The sequence below is a fragment of the Pseudochelatococcus sp. B33 genome (genome assembly GCF_053570585.1).
Map to the genome: position 1 here is coordinate 1 of NZ_JBSEFH010000048.1, position 17,777 is coordinate 17,777.

Annotated in this window: 15 protein-coding genes and 3 pseudogenes; 14 read left to right on the forward strand and 4 right to left on the reverse strand. The window is 62.6% G+C overall.

The annotated features are described in order from the left end of the window. A pseudogene (locus tag ACUSIJ_RS28730) lies at positions 1-117 on the forward strand (lipoprotein signal peptide); the annotation flags it as partial. Here ACUSIJ_RS28730 and ACUSIJ_RS28735 read toward each other — a convergent pair. Beyond that, on the reverse strand, positions 80-1,156 hold the full coding sequence (locus tag ACUSIJ_RS28735; protein WP_449311845.1) for a helix-turn-helix domain-containing protein: 1,077 nt from the start codon (positions 1,154-1,156) through the stop codon (positions 80-82). The pseudogene ACUSIJ_RS28730 and the gene ACUSIJ_RS28735 overlap by 38 nt on opposite strands. A gap of 94 nt (positions 1,157-1,250) precedes the next feature. On the opposite strand from ACUSIJ_RS28735, the gene ACUSIJ_RS28740 reads away from it, so the two are divergent. The 6 genes from ACUSIJ_RS28740 to ACUSIJ_RS28765 all read left to right on the forward strand — a co-directional run bounded on the left by ACUSIJ_RS28740 (position 1,251) and on the right by ACUSIJ_RS28765 (position 5,958). Further along, positions 1,251-1,619, forward strand: coding sequence for a hypothetical protein (locus ACUSIJ_RS28740; RefSeq protein WP_449311846.1), 369 nt, complete (start codon positions 1,251-1,253; stop codon positions 1,617-1,619). 211 nt (positions 1,620-1,830) lie between these two features. Continuing rightward, complete coding sequence (locus tag ACUSIJ_RS28745; RefSeq protein ID WP_449311847.1) at positions 1,831-2,460, forward strand: MarR family winged helix-turn-helix transcriptional regulator; 630 nt, start codon at positions 1,831-1,833, stop codon at positions 2,458-2,460. Position 2,461: 1 nt separating this feature from the next. Beyond that, positions 2,462-3,178 (forward strand): hypothetical protein, encoded by a 717-nt coding sequence (locus ACUSIJ_RS28750; RefSeq protein WP_449311848.1) that lies wholly within the window; start codon positions 2,462-2,464, stop codon positions 3,176-3,178. A 105-nt stretch (positions 3,179-3,283) separates the two neighbouring features. Beyond that, complete coding sequence (locus ACUSIJ_RS28755; RefSeq protein ID WP_449311849.1) at positions 3,284-3,829, forward strand: carboxymuconolactone decarboxylase family protein; 546 nt, start codon at positions 3,284-3,286, stop codon at positions 3,827-3,829. A gap of 58 nt (positions 3,830-3,887) precedes the next feature. Next, a complete protein-coding gene (locus ACUSIJ_RS28760; RefSeq protein ID WP_449311850.1) occupies positions 3,888-4,448 on the forward strand; it encodes a TlpA family protein disulfide reductase in 561 nt (186 codons plus the stop codon). Positions 4,449-4,743: 295 nt separating this feature from the next. Further along, on the forward strand, positions 4,744-5,958 hold the full coding sequence (locus ACUSIJ_RS28765) for an MFS transporter (RefSeq protein WP_449311851.1): 1,215 nt from the start codon (positions 4,744-4,746) through the stop codon (positions 5,956-5,958). A 111-nt stretch (positions 5,959-6,069) separates the two neighbouring features. Here the strand turns inward: ACUSIJ_RS28765 and ACUSIJ_RS28770 are convergent, their stop codons facing one another. Then, complete coding sequence (locus ACUSIJ_RS28770; RefSeq protein ID WP_449311852.1) at positions 6,070-6,900, reverse strand: AraC family transcriptional regulator; 831 nt, start codon at positions 6,898-6,900, stop codon at positions 6,070-6,072. 467 nt (positions 6,901-7,367) lie between these two features. After that, a complete protein-coding gene (locus tag ACUSIJ_RS28775) occupies positions 7,368-10,871 on the reverse strand; it encodes a DUF4214 domain-containing protein (RefSeq protein ID WP_449311853.1) in 3,504 nt (1,167 codons plus the stop codon). A 172-nt stretch (positions 10,872-11,043) separates the two neighbouring features. Here ACUSIJ_RS28775 and ACUSIJ_RS28780 point away from each other — a divergent pair, with 172 nt between their 5' ends. Then, on the forward strand, positions 11,044-11,463 hold the full coding sequence (locus ACUSIJ_RS28780) for a hypothetical protein (protein ID WP_449311854.1): 420 nt from the start codon (positions 11,044-11,046) through the stop codon (positions 11,461-11,463). 36 nt (positions 11,464-11,499) lie between these two features. Continuing rightward, positions 11,500-11,837, forward strand: a pseudogene (locus ACUSIJ_RS28785) (transposase); the annotation flags it as partial. Positions 11,838-11,903: 66 nt separating this feature from the next. On the opposite strand, the gene ACUSIJ_RS28790 reads toward ACUSIJ_RS28785, so the two are convergent. Beyond that, positions 11,904-12,782 carry a LysR family transcriptional regulator gene (locus ACUSIJ_RS28790; RefSeq protein WP_449311855.1) on the reverse strand — a complete coding sequence of 293 codons (879 nt, stop codon included), beginning with the start codon at positions 12,780-12,782 and terminating at the stop codon, positions 11,904-11,906. A 186-nt stretch (positions 12,783-12,968) separates the two neighbouring features. Here ACUSIJ_RS28790 and ACUSIJ_RS28795 point away from each other — a divergent pair, with 186 nt between their 5' ends. From ACUSIJ_RS28795 to ACUSIJ_RS28815, 5 genes and pseudogenes are all read left to right on the forward strand, one after another. Beyond that, on the forward strand, positions 12,969-14,768 hold the full coding sequence (locus ACUSIJ_RS28795; RefSeq protein WP_449311856.1) for an assimilatory sulfite reductase (NADPH) flavoprotein subunit: 1,800 nt from the start codon (positions 12,969-12,971) through the stop codon (positions 14,766-14,768). A gap of 11 nt (positions 14,769-14,779) precedes the next feature. Further along, a complete protein-coding gene (locus ACUSIJ_RS28800) occupies positions 14,780-16,510 on the forward strand; it encodes an NADPH-dependent assimilatory sulfite reductase hemoprotein subunit (protein ID WP_449311857.1) in 1,731 nt (576 codons plus the stop codon). A gap of 27 nt (positions 16,511-16,537) precedes the next feature. Beyond that, a complete protein-coding gene (locus ACUSIJ_RS28805; RefSeq protein WP_449311858.1) occupies positions 16,538-17,170 on the forward strand; it encodes a peroxiredoxin in 633 nt (210 codons plus the stop codon). Positions 17,171-17,367: 197 nt separating this feature from the next. Further along, positions 17,368-17,505, forward strand: a pseudogene (locus ACUSIJ_RS28810) (PLP-dependent transferase); the annotation flags it as partial. A 43-nt stretch (positions 17,506-17,548) separates the two neighbouring features. After that, positions 17,549-17,777: PAS domain S-box protein (locus ACUSIJ_RS28815; protein ID WP_449311859.1), on the forward strand; the 229-nt coding region annotated here is incomplete at its 3' end.

Consider the following 17,777-nt stretch of genomic DNA (forward strand, 5'->3'; position numbering starts at 1 on the left):
AACCCGGGTGACGGGATCGTCTGCCGCGACGGCGGCGGACGCGACCGCGCGGCGATCCATGAGGAGATCACTGCTGCGATCATCGGCTTTCTGGCGCAATCCCTGCCGCCCCGCTGACCGGAGCCTCGACCTTTGACCGCGCGTCGCGGCGCCACCCGCTGGGCGAGGTGCCTGTGATGCGCAAAAACTCCCGGTTGAAGTTCGACTTGGTCTGGAAGCCGCAGTCGAACATGATCGTCGTCACGGAACGGTCGGTCTGCACGAGAAGATCCATCGCCTCGCGGATCCGCCATTCGTTGATGGCCTGTGACACGTTTTGGCCGAGCTTGCGGTTGATCGCGGCGGAAACCTGCCGGGCCGGAATGCCGAGACGGCGCGAGAGCCGGTCCAGCGTGAGATCCGGATCGCGATAGAGCTTGCTCCCGGCCATAAGCTGGTTGACCTCGGCCACGACATGGTCGTCGTCGGGGATGGGCGCATCCCGTCCGGCCCTGGTGTCCACAGCAATGACCCGGGGCGCGGCTTCGGCTTGGGGCGCACTGCGCGCCATCACCACCGTGGCCCAGGCGATCAGCGGCAGCACCATCATGTTTCCCGCGCTGACGATCCGGCTGGCATGGCTGCCGTCGCCAAGGCCGAAATCCAGCGCGATGGCCAGATCGACAAGTCCTGACAACAGAAGCAACGCACCTGCAAGCGCGGCCGCCCTGCCGGCTTGCGGCGCTTCGCTCAGCCGCGCGCCGGCAAGGCTGTCCGGCCCGGCAAGGCCACGCCGCAGGAGCAGCGTCCCATAACCGAAGAACAGGATGGCCAGCAAGGCATCGATCGGCGGATGCAACCACGGCCAGAGCGCCGAGAGGGTGAGCACCAATCCTGCAGGCAGGAAATGGGGCCAGACCGGACCTTGCATCGTCCCGCGCAATCCCGAAAAGCAAAGCCACGCAACAGGCGGCAGCAGCGCGGCGATCACCGGTTGCAGCAAGCGGAGGATTTGGATCTCGAAAGTCCAGCGCAGGCCGACGACGACCGTCAGCGCGATACAGGCGCAGAGAAGGATGACGACTGGCCTCCGGCCACTGTCGTTCCGCGCCACGACAAGGCAGAGCAGGACGGCCAGCAGCAGCGCAATCACGAAGGGCAGCGGTAGCGAAATCATGCAATACCACTAGCGCCGTTTACGAAACACCGCAAAGGGCCCTGACCCCCCTAACAGCCTCTAGACCTGAACCCAGGGAATAGGGAAGTCCGAAATGCGTATACTGTTATCGACCTACGGATCGCGCAGGGACGTCGACCAGATGGAGGCCCAGGCGGTCGAGTTTCGCGCCCACGGCGCAGAGGTGCGCGTGTGCGCGCCGCCGGACAAGGAGTTCGCAGAGCTGTTGGCCCGCGCGGACGTGACGTTCGTGCCATTTGCGAAGTCGTGGCGCTCGTGGGCGGAAAGCCCGTCGACCGCTGAAGAGCGCGCCCCGAGCGTGGGCGCTCAGGACGGCCCTGCGCCAGGGACCGGCGCACGGGCGACGGCGGTGGCCGGCAAGATTCGCACGGACGGAGCATCGGTGGTCGCAAAGCTGCTGCTCGATACGACCAGCGGAGAAAGGGCGTCAGGGTCGGCGTGAGCCACCCTGACGGTCGAAGATCTCGCGCAAGAGATAGCCGGCCGACCGACCAGGGAATATTCTTCGCAATGATCGCCATCGGATCAAGCTCAACCGTGGCCCGGATATACGTTATCAAGGGCTCTTGCTATTAAATAGGAATCCTATATACCTTCCACCTATGGAAACACCGAAGCTTACCACACCCCTTCATGACCGCATCCGCGAGGGTTTGACGCGCATCGCCACCGCCATGCGTGCGGACGATTGGCAGAGGGCAAAGGCAGCCGGAATCAATCCAACGCAATATGCCATTCTCGATCATCTCGATGGCCGGCTCGCCGGCCTGAGTGTGAAGGATCTCGCCTTCCAGCTCGGTGTCTCACAGCCGACGGCAACGGACTCGATCGGAGCCCTGGAACGAAAGGAGCTGATCATGAAGCGCCCTGATCCGGACGACCGCCGCTCCGTGCATGTCCTACTGACGGAAGCAGGCCGGGCGGCGTTGGCAGCCGGGCGCGCCGTTCCGGGCGTCGCCGAGCAGGCGGTCTCATCGCTGGTCCCCGACGAGCAAGAGCATCTGCTTGTCGCCCTGATCACGATGATCCGGCATCTGCAGGAAATGAACGCCATACCTGTTCAGCGCATGTGCGTGAGCTGCCGATACTTCCGGCCTTATGCCCATGCCGATGCGGCAAAGCCGCACCACTGCAATTTCGTCGATGCGGCATTCGGCCAGCAGGATCTTCGGATCGACTGCCGCGAACACGAAGTCGCCGATCCTTCATTCCGGGCTGCCACCTGGAATGCGTTCCAGAAGGATCATCCTTCCCTCCAGGCAAATGAAGAAAGAGGTCCATGACATGCTGAAAGATACCATTTGGGCAGCGGCCATACTCGCGGCCGCGCCGTTCGCGGCGAGCAATGCTGCGGCGCACTCGATCGAGGCCGCGCCAACCGAGGCCGTCACGGCCTCCTTCGACATCATCGAAACGGCGATCGTCACACGGGGCGACAATGCCGTCTTCACGACCCGTGTGCGCGGCGAGGCGGGCAAGGACAAGCCTGACGCCACCGGCCGTTTCGAGGGATCGAGCGTCTACGCCTATGTCTGGCCGACCACCCTCGACAGCGCTGACATCGGCTTCGAGCCGGATCAGGGCATCGTGGCTCTCGCCGTGACATTCCACCCGGACTTCGACGATGCCGCCTACGGCGGCAAGAACCGTCACGTCTGGCATCCGCACTGGGTGGTGCTGGCCGAGGACAAGGCCTGTGGCGGCGGCCTCAAGGTCATCGACATTCCGGAGGGCACGTCGCCCAGGGTGCCGCCGACCTGGCCGAACGTCCCCCTGCTGATCGACAGCCCGGAATATCCGACCACGTTCAGCGGCGAAAAGGTCGAAGTGTCCATTCCGGTTTCGCTCATCGGCGGGATCGCGGGCGCGTCGTTCGACGGGGTCACGGCCGGGCTGAAGGTCAATGCCAACTTGCACGCGCCGCTGCTCTGCGTCGACGACGTGTTCAAGGTCGCGTCCGGCAATCTCAGCCTTCCGGGCAAGGTTGCGCCGGCCAACTGAGTCGCGCGGTGCATTCGGAAGCGTTGCTTGAAAACGTGCCGGTTCGCCGACTGCCATCGGCGAACCGGCAATTCCTCCCCTCCAGGCAAATCAGAGAGAAAGAACATGACCAGAATTACCCTCATTGACCCCAAAGAAGCAACAGGCACGGTTGGCGACCAGCTTGGCCAGATCAAGTCCGCCTTCGGTTTCGTGCCCAATATGTTCAAGGCCGCCGCCAACTCTCCCGCAGCGCTCGCGAGCGTGTGGGGTTCGTTCGGTGCCCTTGGCGAGGGACGTATTGGCGCGAAGCTCGGCGAGCAGATCGCCGTCGCCATCGCCGACCGCAACAATTGCCGTTATTGCCTTGCCGCTCACACGGGTCTCGGTCGCAAGGCCGGCGCCACGCAACAGGAAATGGCGGAAGCCCAGGCCGGCCGATCCGACGATCCGCGCACGGCCGCGGTGCTCGCGTTCGCGATCAGCGTGGTGGAATCGCGCGCGGATATCGCCACTTCGGACGTCGACGCCCTGCGGGCCGCCGGCTTTGACGATGGGGAGATCGTCGAGATCCTCGCGCACATCGCCCTCAATCTTTTCACCAACTATCTGAATGTCGCTCTCGACATTCCGATCGACTTCCCGGGCGTCAAGCTCACGCGGGCGGCGTAACGGCAAGGGCACGGGTCGGGCGCTGCCGACCCGTGCCATCAGCCTGAAAGGATCGAGAATGTCCCATTCCGTCTCAGGGAAGGCTCCCGAACTCGCTGTCAGCGAGTGGTTCAATACACCCGCTCCCCTGACGCTCGCGTCGTTGAAAGGGCGAGCGATCTTCCTGCATGCGTTCCAGCTTCTTTGCCCCGGTTGCGTCTCGCAGGCAATTCCACAGGTCCAGCGGATCGAGCGCGCCTTTGCGGGCACGGATCTCCGGATCGTCGGCCTGCACACGGTCTTCGAGCATCATGCTGCGATGTCGCCGGTCACGCTCGGCGCTTTTCTCCATGAATACCGGCTGAAATCTCCGGTGGGGGTAGACCTGGCCGACGACCGTTCGGGGATTCCCATCACCATGCAGCGCTACGGCTTTCGGGGTACTCCGTCCTCCGTGCTGATCGGGCGCGACGGAATGATACTGCATCATGCCTTCGGGGTAGAAGATGACCTGGTGCTCGGCGCCCGAATCGCCATGGCGCTCTCGGCTCCCGCCATTCCGGCCGTCAACGTGCAGGAAGCCGCCGACTGCGCGGCCGGCTTTTGTGCGATACCCGCCCAACCCGGCGAAGCGTCATGAGAAAGAAAAGCGTCCTCGTCCTCCGCCATGTTCATTTCGAGGATCTGGGGAGCTTCTCCAGGCCGCGTGGACGGCTGATATATCTATACCGCTGTCCCGGACAGAGGTAGGAACGATGGCGAAGGCCTCGCGCAAGCGGGTGAACGCCGCGTTTCAACGCTTTGTGAGCGTGCAATGGATCGCGAAGCAAAGTGCATGTCGGTCGATCTTGCTCGCCGATGAATGCATTGCGCGAGTTCGCTGGAGGCGATGGATCTGACTGAAGGTTGGGGACAACGGGGAGGGGGGGGGCGGCGTGCGGACGGGTGCGGATGTTGCAAGGGCCGGTCTGTTTCTGGCCTTGTTTTGCAGTGCTACAGGACAATCGTTTCTACACGTCGTTCTGCCACCTCTCGGGCGGCAGCTCGGTTTTACGGACCTGCAGACGGGGCTGATACTCACCGTGTCCGCGCTGCTCATCATCCTGACGGCGCCGATCTGGGGATATGTCAGCGAGCGGGCAGGACGCCGGCCCGTCATTCTGGTTGCGGTGGCAGCGGCGACAGTGGCGTCGTTCATCTTCGCACTGATCGTCGCTGGACGCATCGAAGGCGCACTGACCGCGAGTGCGGCGCTGACCCTGTTCTTTGCTGTCCGGTCTGCGCAAATGGCCGCCTGCAGCGGATTACAGCCCGCCACCCAAGCGTATATCGCGGACACAACCTCCCGCGACAAGCGGGCTCGGGGCATGGGCATCATTGGCGCAGCCTATGGATTCGGTGCCGTTGCCGGTGCGGTGCTCGCCTGGCTGGTTGCCAGCAGAAGCGCTCCGGCCGCTTTCGGCTGTCTCGGGGTCATGTATACAGTTACATTGCTATGCGTGATCTTCACAGTTCCTGAGCCGGGCAGGGATCGCGGGAGGCAGCAGACCGTGGAGGGCTCGTTGCGCCCTGGTCGGGTCTGGCCCTTCCTCGTGGTTACCCTTGCCGCGATGACCGCCTACAGCATTGTTTACTACACCACTGCGTTGCGGCTGCAGGACGCGCTCGGACTTTCTTCCGGAAGCGCCATCGCCAAGGCCGGAGCCGCGCTGATGGCCACGGCTCTCGCGATGGGTCTCGTCCAGTCCTTCGCCTTGCGTTATCTCGCATGGAAACCGGAGCGTCTCGCGACAAACGGAGCGGTTCTAGCCGCCACGGCGCTGTTGTTGTGCAGCCTCGCCCGGGACTATGCTGAAATCACCGGTTCGCTGATGTTGTTCGGCGGCGCGCTCGGCTTGATGCTTCCCGGCAACCTGGCGTCGCTCAGCCTACGCGCGGGCGAGGGCGCGCAGGGGAAGGTCGCTGGCGTGAACGTGGTCGCACAGGGGTTCGGTCTTGCGATCGGGCCTGTGGCCGGCGCAAGCCTTCATCAGATCTCGTTCACGCTGCCCCTTGTGGTGGCTGCGGGATTGATGAGCCTTGCCGCATTATCCGCCATCCTGGGAGGGAGCCAACGACAGGGCGATTCCGGGATCACGCAGATCGTCTGAGCCTCTGGGTCGGGACGTCCGCCTGGCTTGCGCGATCAGTCTTTTCCACGCGCGAAGTGCGTGAGAGTTCCGATATCGAAAATGCTCAGCGAGAACGTTGCAGGCGATGCGCTATTCGATGGGACACAACAGCGTGATTTCGAGCCGGTCGATCGGTTGGAGATCGCGGCGATTGACGTGCAGCTCGATAATAGGATCTTCCGTAGCAGTATAGGCACTATTTGCAAGCCAGTTTTCCGTCAGCAATCGGAAACTGTCTTCCAATCCATTCCTGTGCCCGACGTAGCTCAATCCGGCATAGAGGCCAGCGCGTGAGTGGATGACGAACAATCCCCGATCGGCGAGCTCGCGTTTGGAAATAAGCGACAAGGACGGGATGACGACACAACAGTCGTAGCGTGTCTGTTCCGGGACCGTCACATGAGGGTCATCATAAAAAAGACCAATATAGGGAATGTCAATCCGAGTCAGGATCGCTTCTGGAAGCCGTTGGCCAAAGTCCGTCCAGAATTCGCGCACGCGATAGACGCTTCCATGGTATCGTCGGGATAGAAGCGTATAGCTGTCGATTTTGCGGGTAAAGATACTCGAAAGTTGCGGATGATAGCGTCTCTTCCCTCGCCGGTGAAAGTGCATTCTGTATTTTCCAGGGGTTGTTTCGAACCGTGCCGCGAATGCACGCGTCAATGCCGCCTGGCTGCCGTAGCCGACGTTCTGGGCGATCACGCTGACGGGGTCATTCGTCCAGCGCAGACGAAGCGCCGCCGCGTCGAGGCGGATGCGGCGCAGATAACCTGCCGGCGTCTCGCCAACTTCCGCCACAAACAGACGATGGAAATGGTGCAGTGTGAGGCTAAGTCTGCCGGCAATGTCGTCTACGTCCCGCTCCTCCGCGATGCTCTGATCGAGCATGATCAAGGCCTGCCTTATGCGCTTGTCCATGACTTTGGCACTCTTCCCACATTCATTATTACCGGTTGTGCATCCTTTCATTGCTGACTGAATGACGCGCCGTCAAATGCCGGGACCAAACAGCACGGTGCAACCACCGGGTGCCTGTATTGTCTCAAACTTGGGAGAGCTGCTGGGAACGCTGGCTTTCCAGCCAACGATCGGTCATGCTTCATCCAACATAAATTGCCATCGACTCCGATTTATAGCCGATGCTGAACGGCTTCATTCATGCGCCATACTGGATTGACCAATGGCCGATACATCGGGCTCATGATCAATTGATATAATCATGAACGCAAGTTTGATTCAAATCAATGAACACGTTTTCATTGCAAGCGGTGCGCTGGCCTGGCCAAGCCGCGTCTGGCAATGACGGTCCACGAGATAGCGAGCAATAAACGCAGCCATCCGTGGATCCGCCTGAAGCCGCAGTCGCTTGCTGCCGGCAGCGTCGGTTATCCGACGTATGCGACGATGCTGTCGAAGCTGAGCGCGGTGACGCCAATCAGTTTGAGGACGTGATCGGCCCCCTCGGCGCCATCGAAGTCATGGAACAGGAACCCGTTATTGCCGACAGCGGCGAAATAATACGTCGTCTCGCCACCCACCGTGCGGTTTGCCGCATCGAATGCATCGGCGTAACTGGCGAAGGATTCTTCCGCCCGGACGAAGTTATTGGCGCTCCCGGCAACAGCCAACGCTATTTTGTCGCCGTCGTCAGCATCGAAATCACCGATGATATTGGCTAGATGTTCCAACTCAGCTGAATACATCAACCCTTTGAATGTGAAAGTATCACTTCCGCTCCCGCCGTATAGGGTGTTCTCGGTAACAAACATGCTGCTCAGAACTATATTATCGTCTCCGCCTCCACCATAGATAATATTATTTCTAATGAAATTAAATTCAATATTTCCTCCCGTAATGATGTCATTGGCTACATATATTGTATTGTCTCTGTCGTTTCCGGAAATTGTTTGTCCGGAATATCTGGTTTCTCCATTATCGATGAAATAGTCTGAGATGTTATCAGCAATCTGGTTCCATTTTTTCACCGACATGACCCTGGCCTGCGCGCTGCCCTGATTGTCATCAACGATATAGTCGCCGTTATCCGCGTTCCGCAACGCGACTGAGACCGTCACAAAATCGACGGCAGGGCCCACAGCGGTGATCGTCTTTGTCTCTTCGCCCGCGGCAAACGTCACCTCCCAGTGCGGGTTGACTTCGAAGTCGGAGCCGACGGGGGTATTCGTGTAAAACGGCACGGTAAGCAGGCTGTCGATATCGCCGAAACGTTTGACTGTAAACGTGAATTCCGCCCACTCGCGCGATTCGCTGGTCGCGCCCGGAAGCTTTTTGACATGGGCGGCTTTGACCTGAACGCGCGCCGGGCTTTCGATGTCCTGGTCGGGAGTGACGAGAGAATCCGGCAGCGACGCCCACAAACTGTCGTCGATCAGGTGATCGGCGTTGGCGGCAAACTCGGCGCTGTTCAGAAAGCCGAGCACGACATCATCGAAGCGGCCGGTTTCATTCACCCGTGCGGTCCAGTAAGCGAGGCCATCCGCATCGTGCGTCCGGCCGAGCAGATTGTCGTACAGGTCCTTGATCAGATGCCCGCCGTCGACACCACTGAGCTGGGAAAACTCATCCGTCTGGAGGAATTCCGCTGCCATCTGAGCAAGATCTGTTCCGCCCGCGCTGCGGCCAAGCCAATAGTCGAAGCCCTCCCGATCAGCGTCCCGGCCGAAAAATGCCCGGTAAAGACCGGCCGCCTGCGCATGATCCGCACTGAATAGATCGACAAGTCCGTCGTCGAACGCTATCTGCTGAATGCCGGTCAGAACATCTGTTGTGCCGGACGCGGTATGCCGCAAAACCGCCCGGCCGGCGTCGAGCGTCAGTTCATATTGGGAGGCATTGCCGGCAACGACGACGACATCATGCCCCAGGCCGCCGTCTATGTGGGCGCGCAGGATAGGGGGCCGGTTGTCCCCGGGCGCAGCCGTGCCGCCGAATGACGAGATGTCGAACACGTCGTCGCCCGCGCCCCCGTCGAGGCGCGCGACTTCGACGCTATCGAACGCTATCAACGACCTGTCATTGTCGGCAACATCATGAAGCGCTGCGTCGGTCAGCCTGAGGCTGCTGCCGCTCGCCGCCGCGTGAATCTGCAGGACGTCGCGGCCGTCTCCTCCGTCGAAGACCGTACCCGCGCCACTGACACCGTGCTGGAACTTGAGTATGTCGCTATCGTTGCCGCCGCGGAAGTGGACCGTACCCTTGAAGGCGCGCACGTCGACCGTGTCGTTGCCCGTCAGTCCGTCGATAGCGAAGGGCGTGCCTTCGCCCCGTCCGGACAGATCAAGTATGGGGGCGCCGGGTTCATTCTCGCTGGTGTCGTAGACCTTGAAAGCATCGTTGCTGTCGCCAACAAGCCGGAAGATATCCGTGCCGTTCGTGCCGGCAATCGGTTCCCCGGCGGACATCTTTCTGCCGAAGATGACATAGGCGGCGCCGGCTCCCGTTGCGCCGACGAGAAGATCGTTGATGCCGTCGCCATTCACATCGCCCGCGCCGCCGACGCTGATTCCGGCAAAGTCCTGGGCGTGCGCGCCCTTGATGACGAAACCGTCTGCAGGCGTCAGCCGGGCGACGTCCACATCGTCCAATCCACCGTCCTTGCCGAAGATGACGTAGGCGGAGCCCGCCCGATTGCGGCCATCGGCATCGACATGAAATGACCCGATGATGATGTCGTCGATACCGTCACCGTTCACGTCGCCCGCGCCACCCAGATGATGGGCGGCAGGGTCCTGGTGAGACACGCCGCTGATCCGGAAGCCCTGGCTCGCGCCGAACTCGGAAAGATCGATGTCGCCCGGTCCGCCCTGTTTCCCGTAGATGACGTAGGCGCCTTCATCCCCGCGGCTTTCGCCGCCATTGATATCGTCCGTGCTGACGATCAGGTCGTCTATGCCATCGTTGTTGATATCGCCCGCACTTGTCACCCGGCGTCCGAGATAGTCGAGTTCGGTCGCGCCGGTGATCGTAAAGCCCTGGGTTGGAGCTAGGTCGGACAGATCGATAGTGTCGATTCCGTCATTCTTGCCGTAGATGACATACGTCGCACCTGCGCGCATACGGCCCTCGGCATTGGCCCCTTCCGCGCCGATGACAATATCCGCGATGCCGTCGCCGTTGACATCACCGGCGCCGCTGACGCTGACACTGACCCGGTGCCCCCATTCCAGTCCGCGGATGACGATACCTTGCGTCGCCGCCAGGCTGGCGAGATCGATATCGGTCAGCCCTTCTGCCTTGCCGTAGATTATGTAGGCTGCCCCGGCATAGTCGATGCCGTCATGCCCGGCGTAGTAGGCGCCGACGACGATGTCGTCGATGCCGTCGCCGTTGACGTCCCCGAGGTTCCGCACGCTATAGCCGGTCCGGTCGTTGTCCGCCGCGCCCTTGATGCTTATCCCATGATCGGAGCTCAGCGAGGCGAGGTCGATATCCGTGCGCGCGCCCGCCTGACCGTAGATCACATAGGCCGAGCCGGCATGCGCCCGCCCGTCCGGATCTGCAAGGTACGCACCAACAATGATGTCGTCGATGCCGTCGCCATTGAAGTCGCCGGCGCTGCTCACGCTCGCTCCTGCGCGGTCGCCTACGCTGGCACCCTTGATCGTAAAGCCTTGTGCGGCGTCGAGATTAAGGAGATCAATATCGGCAAGTCCTTCCTTGCTGCCGTAGATGACATAAGCTGAACCGGCATACTCCCGCCCATCGGGAGCGGAGAAGTAGGCTCCGACGATGAAATCGTCGATGCCGTCGCCGTTGATATCGCCTGCGCTGCTTACGTTACGGCCTGTTTCCCACCCGGCCGCGCCATTGATTGTCGAACCTTGTCCCGGCAACAGCTTGTTGAGGTCGATATCCGTTACTCCCACCATTTCCGGTTACTCCTGTTCCGAATGTTATGGCGTTCAATTGGCACGTAATATGCATTAGATGCAGCACGCCCATGCGATGTCGATCCGGCCGCCGGTGCTCAATGTATCAGCTGTCCGCATGAGGGATTTGATTGTATTTGATATCGCCATCGGCCAGACGGCGTGAGCCGGGGTGAATATCAAAAACGATCAAACGACGATTCCAGCGCGAAGTACTATGCGCAGCCATGATGCTGACGCAGGCAGGTTATTTTTGGTTAAATACAGGCCGCTAGATGCCGTCAGGGTAAAAAAGATCACAGTCTATAGCATGATCGAGCATTTATTTGAGAATTGGTGGGGCGAGCGGGATCCGAACTCCTACGTTCAAACGATTGAACTTTCTCGTATACGGAATGGTAGTCAGACGAGTTTGTCATGCTGCAGAAAAGGGGAGAACGTGATGGTTGCAGTCGGGTACATAGTTTCGAAGAGAAAACAGACGATAGAATTTTCAAAAGCGGATGCCGCAGTGATTAAACATGCAGCCGACCAGTGCGGCCAGTCGCTGACGGAGGTTGTGGTCTGCCTTGGAAAACTTGTCCAATTCTGAAGATAGCCTTTCTGGGCTATAGGATTGGAGAGACATATGGGACATCGAGGTTTTACGCCGGAACAGGTCATCTCGAAACTGCGTGAGGTGGATGTGCTGGTTGGTCGGGGATCAACGGCGGTCGGGGCTTGCCGGCAGGCGGGGATCTCGGAGCAGACGCTGTATCGGTGGCGCAAGGAGTACGGTGGGCTGAGGGTTGATCAGGCGCGCCGGATGAAGGACCTGGAGCGGGAGAATGCGCGGCTGAAGAAGCTGGTGGCGGATCTTGCACTGGACAAGGCGATTCTGCAGGAGGCGTCGAAGCTGCCTTTTTGAGCCCCTCCCGTCGCCGTGAAGCGATCGAGCAGGTCGATCGTGCATTGCCGGTATCTGTACCACATCATGATGGAACGAGCGTTTCGCCCCAGTCGCGTTTCAGACACCTAGGCATTCTCCCGCCATTAACGCGGTCCGATCTGTGTCGGCAGGCCGGGCATGTCGCGGCTCGCGGCGATACTTTTCAGCCCCTCGCGCACACGATGCACTACGTCACCGTCGCTGCGTTCAGCGTAGATCGTATAGGCCGAATGGGAGAATTCCGGCGCGTCTTTCACTCGTTGCAGGCGCCCGTTGTCCAGAAACGGCTGCGCCGTGCCGAGACGGAAATAGCCGCAGCCGCCAACGGTCAACAGATAGGTCAGAGCGAGAGGGCCCAGTGAAATCGAGACCGGCGGACTGCTCAGTTCCGGAAACGCGGCCTGGTGATTGAGCGCGAAAGCCGGTCCCCAGTCGACATGGACATAGTTCCCGGGAACCAGCGTGCCGTCGGGCGAGGTGGTCACCAGCACCAGTTTTTCCTCGAGCAGCAGCTCGGTCACGAGATTCGGCCGGGTCGGCGGGTTGTACAGCACGGCAAGATCGAGCGCGCCGTCCTGCACACGCGCGAGCAGGCTTGCGGGCGTATCGACCTCGGCCCGTAACGCGATTTCCGGACATTCCCGGTGCATCCAGATCAGCCAGTCCGCCAGCAGCGGATGCCACAGGCTGAGTTCGCCGCCGACGCTGACGCCCTCCTTGCGGCCCGGCGGAAGCGCAACCTGCTGACGCGCCCGTTCCCACACCTGAACCATCGTCGTCGCATAGCGGACCAGGCGCTCACCCGCCGGAGTCAGCCGCGCCCCGGCCTTGTTGCGCACGAACAGGCGCCGCCCGACAAGGTCCTCCAACGCGCGGATGCGGGCGCTGACCGCCGTTTGCGTGACGTGCAGCCGCTCTGCGGCAGCGGCAAAACTGCCGGTATGAGCGATTTCGAGAAAGGTGCGCGCCTGATTGATGTCCATGATTTCATATAAAATTTATTGCACTGAAACGCAATAAAATGAGTTTGTATGTTGTTTTGCAGAGTGCCATGCTGAACATGGAAATAGTGATTATTCCCGTTCTTGAACTGTTGTTTTTTGGCGCCGCGGTTCCGGATCGCGAGCGCGGCGCCTGAAGTCCTCGGAACCATTGGAATCCTCAGAATCATGGGTGTGTCGGAATTTCGGGGACCCGGGCTCTCGGCCGCGCAGTGGGAGCAGATCCGGGCGCTCGCGGCGTCTCTCGACGCGAAGCAACTCCTGTGGGTCAGCGGCTTCTTCGCCGGTATCGAGCATCGTGCCGGTGACACCCTGAGTGAGACGCCTGCCGCACCTGTCGCAAGCCAGACACTCACCATTCTCTACGGCAGCGAAACCGGCAACAGCGCCGCGCTGGCGACAAGCCTCGCCGGGCAGTTCGAGGCGCGGGGACGCGCCGCGCGCCTCATCGACATGGCGGACTACAAGATCCGCGAACTCAAGGACGAACAGGATCTGCTGATCGTCGCCAGTACCTATGGCGAGGGCGATCCGCCGCAGCCGGCGGCGGGCTTCTTCGACTTCGTCGAGGGCCGCAAGGCGCCGAAGTTCACCGACCTGCGCTTCGCGGTGCTGGCGCTGGGCGACTCGACCTACGAGCATTTCTGCGAGGCCGGCAAGCGTCTTGACCGCCGCTTCGAGGAACTGGGCGGCGTGCGCGTGAGGCCGCGTGTCGATTGCGACGTTGATTACGACGAAGCAGCCGCCGCGTGGTCGGCCGACATCGTCGCGCTGTGGGGAAACGCCGGGAGCGAGGGCGGGCATGCGCCCCGCTCCCGGACGCCGGCCGCGCTCGCCGGCACCCCCGGCTTCGACAAGCGCAATCTCTTTCCGGCCCGGGTCATCGACAACATCGTCCTGACCGGGCGCGGCTCCAGCAAGGAAACCCGGCATGTCGAGCTGTCCCTGGAGGGTTCGAACCTCGGCTTCGAGCCCGGCGACGCGCTCGGTGTGATGCCGTCGAACGACCCGCAGAGCGTCGACGCTATCCTCGCCGCGCTCGGTATCGCCGGCTCGGACGCCGTAACCGTCAAGGATGCGTCGATCACCGTCGCGGAAGCCCTGACACACCGGTTCGAGATCGCGGCGCTGACGCCGCGCTTCATCGAGCAATGGGCGGCGCTCAGTGGCGCGGACGCGTTGAAGCGGCTCGCCGAACCCGATCATGCGTCCGAGCGGGCGAGGTTCATGCACGATCATCACGTCATCGACGTGATGCGTCTCTTCCCGGTCCGGCATGTCTCTGCGGACCAGTTCATCGCCGCCCTGAGGCCCCTGCAGCCGCGGCTTTACTCGATCGCGTCAAGCCTCGCGGCGGCCCCCGGGGAAGTGCATCTGACGGTCTCGACCGTCCGCTATACGCTGTTCGGCGAGGAGCGCACGGGCGTTGCCTCAGGTCATCTCGCCAACCGCGGCGCGGTCGACGGCGTGTTGCCGGTCTACGTGCAGGCCAACCCGCATTTCCGCCTGCCCGCTGACGACGCCCCGATCATCATGATCGGCGCCGGCACCGGGGTCGCGCCCTACCGGGCGTTCATGCAGGAGCGCGAGGCGGGCGGCGCGGCCGGCCGGTCGTGGCTGTTCTTCGGCGAGCGGAACTTTCGCACCGACTTCCTCTACCAGACCGAATGGCAGGCGTGGCTGAAGGACGGTGTGCTGAGCCGCATGGACGTTGCCTTTTCCCGCGACGTGCCGGACGCCCGCACCTATGTGCAGCATCGCCTGCTGGAACAGGCGCGTGACGTGTTCGCCTGGCTGGAGGAAGGCGCGCACCTCTATGTCTGCGGCGACGCGAGCCGGCTCGCGCCGGACGTCCATGCGACCCTCAGGACCATCATCGTCGACCAGGGCGGGCTTGGCCCGGCCGGGGCCGGCGACTACCTGGCGCGGCTGCGCGACGGCGGCCGCTACAAGCTCGACGTCTATTGACGGAGGCAGGCATGACCGCAACGCTTTCTCCCGCCGATCGCAGCCGCGACCTCTCCCAGCCGTTGGAGAAACTCGGTCCGGACGAGACTCTCAAGGCAACGAGCGATCACCTGCGCGGCACGATCCCGACGAGCCTGCTCGACCGGATCACCGGCTCCGTCACGGCCTCCGACGCCAAGCTGATGAAGTTCCACGGTATCTATCAGCAGGACGACCGCGACCTGCGCGACGAGCGCCGGTGGCAGAGGCTGGAGCCGGCCTACCAGTTCATGGCACGCGTGCGCCTGCCGGGCGGCGTCTGCACTCCCGCGCAATGGCTGAAGCTCGATGAACTCGCCCGCGCCCACGGCGGCGAGACCCTGCGCCTCACCACCCGCCAGACGTTCCAGTTCCACTGGCTGCTGAAGGATGCCTTGCGTCCGACGCTGCAGGGCCTGCACGACGTCCTGCTCGACACGATCTCCGCCTGCGGCGACGACGCGCGTGGCGTGATGTGTTCCGTCAATCCCGAGCTTTCCGCCCTTCACGCGCAAGTCTATGATATCGCCCGGCGCGCGAGCGACCACGCCATCCCGCGCATGCGCGCTTATCACGAGATCTGGTACGGCGCCGAGCGGCTGATCTCGTCGGAGGAGGAGCCGTTCTACGGGCGGACCTACTTGCCGCGCAAGTTCAAGATCGGCTTCGTCATCCCGCCTGTCAACGACATCGACGTCTATACCCAGGATCTCGGCTTCATTGCCATTGTCGAAGACGGCGTTCTCGCCGGCTTCAACATCGCCATCGGCGGCGGCATGGGACGCACCGACCAGAAGCCGGAAACCTATCCGCGCCTTGCCGACGTGATCGGCTTCGTCACCCCCGACAAGGTGCTCGCGGCCTGCGACGCGGTGATGGGCGTCCAGCGTGACTACGGCGACCGCAAGGACCGCCTGCGTGCCCGCTTCAAGTACACCGTCGACGATCGCGGCCTCGACTGGATCACGGCCGAGATCGAGCGCCGGCTCGGTCTTCGGCTGGGCGAGGCCCGGCCCTTCACTTTCACCACCAACGGCGACGTCCTCGGATGGCAGGCCGGCGAGGACGGCCTGCACCACCTGACCCTGTTCATCGAGAACGGCCGCCTCGTCAACCGGGGCGACGTGCGGATGATGGACGGCCTGCGCGCCACCGCCGAGAGCCACGAGGGCACGTTCCGCATCACGCCGAACCAGAACCTGATCATCGCCGGTGTCCGGCCGCGGCGGAAGACGGCCATCGAGCGCATCCTGCGCGCGCACAGGCTCGACAGGCTCAACCAGACCACCGGCCTGCGCCGTAACGCAATGGCCTGCGTCGCGCTGCCGACGTGCGGCCTCGCCATGGCCGAGAGCGAGCGCTACCTGCCGACGCTCGTCAGCCGGATCGAGGCGCTGCTCGCCATGCGCGGGCTGGAGGACGAACCGATCACGATCCGCATGACCGGCTGCCCCAACGGCTGCGCCCGGCCCTACGTGGCGGAGATCGGTCTGACCGGCCGCGCGCCGGGAAAGTACAACCTTTATCTCGGCGGCGGCTTCCACGGCCAGCGTCTCAACAAGCTGGCGCTCGAGAACGTCGGCGAGGCCGCGATCCTCGATTACCTCGACGGCGTCATCGGCCGCTATGCGCACGAGCGGCTCACCGGCGAGCCCTTCGGCGACTTCGCCATCCGCGCCGGCTACGTCGCGGAAGTCCGCGAAGGCCGGACGTTCAACGATTGACAACCAGTCTGACGAAAGGATGTTTCCATGTCGCTGCAACTTGGACAGATTGCACCGGATTTCGAACAGCAGAGCACCGAGGGGCCGATCCACTTCCATGAATGGCTTGCCGGTTCGTGGGCCGTCCTGTTCAGCCACCCGAAGAACTTCACGCCCGTGTGCACGACGGAACTTGGCGAGGTCGCACGCCTCAAGCCCGAATGGGACAAGCGCGGCATCAAGCCCATCGGCCTGTCGGTCGATCCGCTCGAAGCGCACGCGCGCTGGAACAAGGACATCGCCGAGACGACCGGCCACGGACTCAACTTCCCGCTGCTCGCGGACGCGGACGGCAGGGTCGCGGCGCTTTACGGCATGATCCATCCCGAAAGCGATCCGACCGTGACGGTGCGCGTCGTCTATGTGATCGACCCCAACAGGAAGATCCGCCTCTCTCTCACCTATCCGCCGAGCGCCGGCCGCAACTTCGCCGAGATCCTGCGCGCCATCGACAGCCTGCAGCTGACGGACGGCGAAAAGGTGTCGACACCGGTCAACTGGGAGCCCGGCCAGCCGGTGATCATCTCGCCGAGTCTCTCCAACGACGAGGCGCGGACGCGTTTCCCGCAGGGCTGGAAGGAGCTTCGGCCCTACCTGCGCCTCGTCGAGCTGTCACAATGAGCTGCCATGATGGCTTTGCATGAATCGGGAAACGCGCCATGACCGGAACGCGCGGGCGGTGGCCGACAATCGCGGCGGCGAACGGCGTCGTTGGAAACGACCGGCACCGGGCCGTCGTGCCACCGCTCTATCTCACGAGCACTTTCGCCTTCGCCGGATACGAGCGGATGGACGCCTACGATTACTCGCGGTCGGCCGCCGCGAGGCGCTTCGTCGAGGCAGTGGAGGTGTTCACCCTCGCGGAATCGCTCGGCGGCGTCGAAAGCCTCGTCGCCCATCCGGCCACGATGACGCATGCTGGCATGGGAGCGGAAGCGCGGCGCATCGCCGGTCTCGTCACGGGGCTGGCCGCCCTCGACCGATAAGGGAGGACCTCCGGTGACAGAACCCGCTTCCCCCGATTTCACCAGCCGCGTCGCGCAAGCCCTGCTGGAGACGCGCTCCGATGCGATCCTGGCGACTGATCGCGATGGCATCATCCGGTTCTGGAACCCCGGGGCCGAGCGGATATTCGGATTCGCCGCCGCTGCCGCGGTCGGCCAGTCGCTCGACATCATCATTCCGGAGAACCTGCGCGCCCGCCATTGGCGCGGCTGGTCCCACGCCG